Annotated in this window: 6 protein-coding genes; 2 read left to right on the top strand and 4 right to left on the bottom strand. The window is 65.8% G+C overall.

Annotation, left to right across the window (positions count from 1 at the left end; genetic code table 11):
- Positions 1 to 122: 122 nt before the first annotated feature.
- Positions 123 to 1,934: a GGDEF domain-containing protein gene (locus tag VW23_RS18545; protein WP_084646297.1), complete on the bottom strand. Its 1,812-nt coding sequence runs from the start codon at positions 1,932 to 1,934 to the stop codon at positions 123 to 125.
- A 183-nt stretch (positions 1,935 to 2,117) separates the two neighbouring features.
- Between VW23_RS18545 and VW23_RS18540 the strand changes: the two genes are divergently transcribed.
- Positions 2,118 to 2,492, top strand: a complete 375-nt coding sequence (locus tag VW23_RS18540; RefSeq protein ID WP_069911030.1) for a YciI family protein — start codon at positions 2,118 to 2,120, stop codon at positions 2,490 to 2,492.
- 29 nt (positions 2,493 to 2,521) lie between these two features.
- Here the strand turns inward: VW23_RS18540 and VW23_RS18535 are convergent, their stop codons facing one another.
- From VW23_RS18535 to VW23_RS18525, 3 genes are all read right to left on the bottom strand, one after another.
- On the bottom strand, positions 2,522 to 3,007 hold the full coding sequence (locus VW23_RS18535; protein ID WP_069911029.1) for a RidA family protein: 486 nt from the start codon (positions 3,005 to 3,007) through the stop codon (positions 2,522 to 2,524).
- An 84-nt stretch (positions 3,008 to 3,091) separates the two neighbouring features.
- Complete coding sequence (locus tag VW23_RS18530) at positions 3,092 to 3,484, bottom strand: c-type cytochrome (protein ID WP_069911028.1); 393 nt, start codon at positions 3,482 to 3,484, stop codon at positions 3,092 to 3,094.
- Positions 3,485 to 3,509: 25 nt separating this feature from the next.
- The gene (locus VW23_RS18525) at positions 3,510 to 5,096 is read right to left on the bottom strand and encodes an NAD(P)/FAD-dependent oxidoreductase (RefSeq protein WP_244513651.1); all 1,587 of its coding nucleotides are present in this window, start codon (positions 5,094 to 5,096) and stop codon (positions 3,510 to 3,512) included.
- A 253-nt stretch (positions 5,097 to 5,349) separates the two neighbouring features.
- On the opposite strand from VW23_RS18525, the gene VW23_RS18520 reads away from it, so the two are divergent.
- Positions 5,350 to 6,591 carry an RNA polymerase sigma factor gene (locus tag VW23_RS18520; RefSeq protein WP_069911026.1) on the top strand — a complete coding sequence of 414 codons (1,242 nt, stop codon included), beginning with the start codon at positions 5,350 to 5,352 and terminating at the stop codon, positions 6,589 to 6,591.
- Positions 6,592 to 6,654 lie beyond the last annotated feature (63 nt).

Genomic DNA, 6,654 nt, shown 5'->3' with positions numbered 1-6,654 from the left:
CCCCTGTCGCCTCCCCCTAAATAAACATGGGGAGGGAGACCCTCTCACTGCCATCGAGGCTGTCGTCTCCCTCCCCTTGCTTAGGGGGTGGGGGTCCACAGCCACCGGCGGTAGCGGTTGATTTACTCCGCCGCAGCGCGCGGAAACTCTTCCAGCGCGGCCAGTTCGTCGCTCATCCGGTCGGGCCGGTAGGGGCGGAGCGGCGCTTTGGCGACCTGGTTGCGGCCGCCCTGTTTGGCCTTGTAGAGCGCCTGGTCGGCGGCCTGCAGCAGGTCGGTGACGCTCTGCGAGGTATGCGGCACCGAGGCGACGCCGAACGAGGCCGAGATCTCGGTGCCGTGCGTGTTGCTGAGTTCCTCTATCCTGAGCCGCAACAGCTCGGCCTTGTCGGCGGCGCGCTCCAGCGGGCAATCGGGCAGGATCACCACCAGTTCCTCGCCGCCGAAGCGGCAGACGATATCGGTTTCGCGCAGCGAACCGGTGAGGGTCAGCGCCGTATCGCGCAGCACCTGATCGCCAAAACTGTGGCCATGCTCGTCGTTGAGCCGCTTGAAGTGGTCGAGGTCGACCATGATCAGTGAGATCTCGCGGTTCTCGCGATCGGCCAGCCGCACGAAGCGCTGCAGGCAATCTTCCATGTAGCGGCGGTTGTAGAGGCCGGTCAGCGGGTCGCGCAGCGCCTGGTTTCTGAGCTTTTCGCGCAGCGCCATGTTGGCGAGCGCGAGACTCATGCCGTCGGCCAGGGCCGAGCCGAGCGCCGTGGCGTGCTCCAGCCGCTCCTCGGCGCTGATGCCCGAGGCGAACAGCTGCAGCAGCCCGACGATCTCGCCGCGGGCGATCATCGGGATCTCCAGCGAGGTCTCGCTGCCGACATGATGGGCGCAGCACAGTTTGGTCGAATCGCCGCGGTTGACGTGCGGCTTGCCGCGCTTCAGCGCCCAGCAGGCATTGGGGTTGATGGTCTCGGGCAGCGCATCGTTCTCGGCGCGGGCCCAGGTGGTCGAGAGCACCAGCCGGTCGCGGGAATTGTTGAACACGTAGAGCGCGCCGGAAAACCCGGGCACCAGCTCCACCGCCGTCGCCTTCAGCACGGCATTGGCGTCGGCATGGTCGGAGGCGCTTTGCAGCACGTCAGCCATTTCGAACAGCCGCGCCACCTGCTGGCGCGCCTTGTCGGCCGTTTCCACCGCGGCGGCGCGGCCGTCGGCCTCGGTGACCGAAGAGCGGAAGGCGTAGAGCAGGCCAAGGATGGCGAGCAGACCCGCCCCCAGCTGCATCAGCAGCACCAGCATGGTGCCAGCCTGGATGCGGTTGTCGTGAGTGCGGATCCTGAGGTCGGTATCGTTAAGCACCCGGCCGACGCCGGTGCCGATGGCGGTCACCGTCTCGCCGGTGCGCCGGCTCGCCAACAGGTCGAGCCCGGCCTGGCGGTTGCCTGAGGTCGCGAGGTCGATGGCCTCGTTCCAGTTGCGCACCAGCCCGGCGACCAGGTCGCGCAGGCGTTGTGGTTCAGCCGATGATGGGGCTGCGATCGGGCCCACCACGTCGAAGATCGCGGCACTGGCACCAGTCAGCCGCTCCAACTCGGGCAGATAGGTGCGCAAGGCGCCTGCTTCGCCGGTGAGGAAATGCATGGCGTCGGCATCGGCGTCGACCACCGACTGGTACATGGCGCGCAACTGGTCGGCCTCACCCCGGAGGTCGGCCATGGCGCGCTGCTGGCCACCGACGTGGACGAACCCCGCGATCGCCGTCACCACCAGCGTCACCACCAGCGCCACGGTGGCGAGCGACAGCATGCGCGAGCGGACGCGCACCGGCAGCGGCGTCTGCTCAGTTACGGTGGTGAGGCCGGCGAACATCGGGTTGGAAAGCCCCCAGGCTCCTCGATCTGGCGCATCATGCCAAAGATCGGCATTGCTGCGTTCGGCCATCGGGGGAAGCGCTTAGCGGGCGGTGAAACGGCGTGGTGAAGGCGAGGGCAAGCAAATCGCTAAAAATGCGATGGCGAGGGCCAGTTCGACAGTCCCGCAAGAATCTGGCTCGATTTCGCCGCCAGCCTGTCGAAACGCAGCGGCGGCGTTCGATTAGCCCATGACACCTAAGCGGAGACCATCATGCTCTACATCTGCCTCGTGCATTTCGACGACAAGGAAGTGTTCCGCCGGATGAGCGAAGCCGAAAAGCGGGAGCTCGACATTGCCTCCTCCGGCTACGATCGGGAGCTGGAGCAAAGCGGCAACCTGGTGCAGGCCCAGGCGCTGCAGGCGCCGGAGAGCGCCGTGCTGGTGCGGGTGCGCGACGGCAAGATCTCGGCCACCGACGGCCCATTCCTCGAGACCAAGGAGCAGCTGGGCGGCTTCATCCTGATCGAGGCGCGCGACCTCAACGACGCCATTCGCATCGCCGCCGGCATTCCGCTGGCCGAGCACGGCACCATCGAGGTGCGGCCGATCTACCAGGTGCCGAAACACACAAGCGCGGCCAGCTGAGCGGCCGCGCCATGCAACTCGAACGGGCGTTACGGCCGGACGGCGGTGACTTCGATCTCGACCAGCCAGCCCGGGCTGACGAGGCCGGCAACGGTCATCACCGAACGGGCGGGCAGGTTGGGCTGCGCCTCGGTGCCGAAGAACTTGGTGTAGCCCTTCATAAACCCATCGAAATCGAGCTTGCCTTCCGGAGCCACGAGATAGGCCTGCATCTTGACCACATCGCCGAGCCCGAGGCCGAGATCGCCGAGGGTCTTTTCGATCGACTGCAGCACGCTGGTGGTCTGGGTCTCCATGTCGCCATAGGCGGCCGGGGTGGCGCGGTCGGCGCTCTCATCGATGACGCTGGGAACGGCGCCGCTCACATAGATGGTGGTCTTGCCGGCGGGAATTTCGACGGCGCGGGCGATCGGGAAATTCGAGTTGGGGTTGGTGTGGCGGATCACATCCTGCGCCAGCACCGGGCTCGCGGCGAGCATGGCGAGGCCAAGGGCCAGGACAAATGTTTTGGTCATGATGGTCTTCCCAATAGATGGAGATACTCGTCCCAAACGGACGCACCGTCCGGACGAAGCCCGGACGGTGGGGTCACCGGGCGCCTAGCGCGCGTCGGTCACTTCCTCAACCGTCACCGGCTCGGCGAAGCTGTTGCCGAAATTGGTGCGGATATAGGCGACGACATCGGCGATCTGCTGGTCGTCGAGCACGTTGCCGAGCGCCGGCATCGCCTTCTGGCCGTGGATGATCAGGTAGATCGGATAGCCGGCCGATTCGAGGTTGGGGTTGTTGGCGAGCGCCGGGTACTTGCCGGCACCAATCGCCCCCTGCCCCTCGGGCATGTGGCAGCCGGCGCAGATGGCCTTGTAGATGTTCTCGCCGCCGGTCTGGGTCAGCTTGCTGGTCGAGGCGAACATCGCCGCGTCCTGCGCCATGACCGGCTGGGTCGCGAACAGGGCAAAGGCCGCCGCCGCGGCGATAGTGAGCTTTGTCATGTCAAAGTCCTTTCTGAAACGGCGGTCAGGCAGCGGTCACATGCGCATGCAGGCGCTTGATCGCATCGATGGCGGAGAGGATGGCGCCTTCCTGCCAGGCCGGCAGGTAGGAGATGTGTTCGCCCGCCATCAGGGTGCGGCCATCCATCGCCGCAGCGGTGGCATACTGGTTCTCCTTGTCGGCCCAGATGCCGTAGCAGCCGAGCACCCACGGCACCCGGTGCCAGGTCACCGCCACGCCGTTGGAGAACTCCTCGGTGTATTGCGGATGGATCTGCGCTCCGTATTCAACCGCCTTCTTCACCCGATCCTCGGGCGACATGGCGTTGAACTGGTAGGCCGTGGCACCCCAGGAATAGCCACCGAGCAGCACGCCCGGACCATCGCTGAAGTAGTCGGTGGAGGGATAGGAGATCAGCGAGATCGGCAGGTTGGTATAGGTGATGCCGCCATAAATGCGCTCGTCCTGCTCCCAGAAGCGGCGCTTGAACTCGAGGCCGAACTTCACCGAACCGGCATAGGACATCGAGTCGATGACCGCGGTCATCTCACCCGACAGGTTATGCTCGATCTGGCCGAGGATGGAGAACGGGATGGTGCAGATGCAATAGTCGGCGCTCGCCGTCTCAGCCCCCTCGCCGCTCTGGCTGTCGACATAGGTCACCGTCACGCCGGTATCGGACTGGTCGATCTTGGTGACTTTGGCGTTGTAGGTGATGAGGTCGCCGACTTCCTTCTCGAACCCCTTGGCGATCATGTCCATGCCGCCGACCGGCTGGAAAATGGTCGACTGGTGCTCGATGCTGTCGCCGTCGACAAGGTGCTGCCAGACGCGCGACTGCAGCACGTCGGAGAGCGTCATCGGCTCGGACGGCACCGGCGCGCCATCGACACCGCCACCCGGCTCCTTGGCCCAGCCGCGGAACTCCGAGGTGTCGTTGCTCTTCACATAGGCATAGTTCTCGTCGAGCACGCCCCAGGTCTTCAGCGACTCGAGCAGCAGCTTGGCATCATCGGCGCTCACTGCCTCGTCCAGCGCGTTCTGGTTGACCACCTTGGCCAAGAGTTCCGAGACGTGGCCGCGATAGTCGGTCAGCGCCTCGCGGAAGCGCACGGGCTTGCCTTCGAAAGCGTCGGTGCGGTGCAGGTAGGCATTGAAATTGGTCTGGATGAAGGGCTCGAGCTTGACGCCGAAGCGCTTGCAATAGTCGAGCACGCCATAGTGGTGGTGCGGGATGCGCCACGGGCCCGGGTTGATGTAGTTGCCTTCGGCGAACTTCACCTCCTGCTCGAAGCCGCCCAGCTCGACATATTTGTCGCCGCCGCGCAGCGTCCAGCAGCGGCCACCGGCCTTCTCGCGATATTCCAGCACCTGCACCTTGTAGCCGACGGCGCGCAGCTCGAGCGCCGCGGTCATGCCGGCCAGGCCGGCGCCGAGCACCAGCACCGAGGCGCCCTTGGGGTCGCCTTCCAGCTTCACCGGGCCGTCATAGGTCGAGGCCTGGGCAAAGCCGAGCGTGGTCATGGCGTTGTACATCGCAACACTGCCCGCCACGGTGCCGATCATCGCCAGCAGGTCGCGCCGGCTCATTCCAGACTTGAATTCACTCATGATATTCCTCCGAAGGATGACGCTTCCTTCCGCTTGCCATTCGGTCGGGCTCGTCACTTTGAGGCTAGGCCTGAGCACATGAGGCTGGCAACGTGATTACTCACGACAATTCAATCTATAGATCGCCTAAGCCTTGGCACAAATTTGCGGAAAGGCCCGGGTTCCCAACGGTTTTAGCGTCACTAAAGTGCCGCGAAACAGCCTGGCCCGCCGTCTCAGACTTTCGTCTAGTCAGCTTTTGGGTGCGTACCTCATGACCCGGCCAATCGACATCGAGGCAGTGTGGCGCACCGAATCGCGGCGGGTACTGGCAACGCTGATCCGGCTGCTGAGGGATTTCGACCGCGCCGAGGAAGCGCTGAACGACGCCTTCCTCGCTGCCGCCGAGCAATGGCCGCGCGACGGCATGCCGGCCAACCCGCGCGCCTGGCTGGTCTCGGCCGGGCGCTTCAAGGCGATCGACCGGCTGCGCCGCAAGGCGCGGTTCGACGTGGTCGCCGCCGAACTGGCGCTCGAAGAGGAGGCGCAGATGCCGCCCGAAGCCGAATCCATCGCCGACGACCAGCTGCGGCTGATCTTCGTGTGCTGCCACCCCCAGGTGCCCGCCGATGCGCGCATCGCGATGACGCTGCGCGAGACCTGCGGGCTCATGACCGAGGAGATCGCGGCCGCCTTCCTCGCCAAGCCCACCGCCATCGCGCAGCGCATCGTCCGCGCCAAGAACCGGATCCGCGAGCTCGAGCTGCCCTATGAGGTGCCAGAGCCGAAAGACCTCGCCGAACGGCTCGATGCGGTGCTGCGCACCATCTACCTGATCTTCAACGAGGGTTATGCCGCGAGCTATGGCGACACCCTGCTGCGCGCCGACCTCTGCGCCGAGGCGATCCGGCTCGGCCGGTTGCTGATCGCGCTGTTGCCCGATCCGGATGCCGAGGTCGAGGGGCTGCTGGCGCTGATGCTCTTGCAGCATTCGCGGCGCGACGCCCGTACCGATGCGGCCGGCGATCTGGTGCTGATCGCCGACCAGGACCGGCGGCTCTGGGATCGGGCGGAGATCGCCGAAGGGGTGGCGCTGGTCAACCAGCTGATGGCGCGCCCCGAGCTCACGGCCTATGGCATCGAGGCAGCGATCGCCGCCCAGCATGCCATCGCCGCCTCGCCCGACGCCACCAACTGGGGCGAGATCGTGAGACTCTACGACCTGCTGCTGCGCGCCGACGCCTCGCCGATCGTCATGCTCAACCGCGCCGTCGCCATCGCCATGCGGGACGGGCCGGAAGCGGGGCTTAACGAAATCGAAACCATCCGGCAGCGCGGCGCCCTCACTGAATTCCGCTACCTTCACGCGGCCCGCGCCGACCTGCTGCGCCGGCTGGGGCGGACGGAGGAGGCCCGGGCGGCGTATGTGGCCGCACTGGAACTGACGCACCAGGCGGCGGAACAGCGGTTTCTCGAGGGGCGAGTTAGGGAGCTGTCGGCTCAATCGAGCCCTTGAGGTGAGGGCTGTCGCATCTGGCGTGGTGATAGCTCGGTACGGAAAGAGTACCCCCCACCCTGT

The sequence above is a fragment of the Devosia insulae DS-56 genome (assembly GCF_000970465.2).
Classification (GTDB): domain Bacteria; phylum Pseudomonadota; class Alphaproteobacteria; order Rhizobiales; family Devosiaceae; genus Devosia_A; species Devosia_A insulae.
Note: the sequence above shows the minus strand (reverse complement) of the source record. Positions and strands in the feature narration are given on the sequence as shown.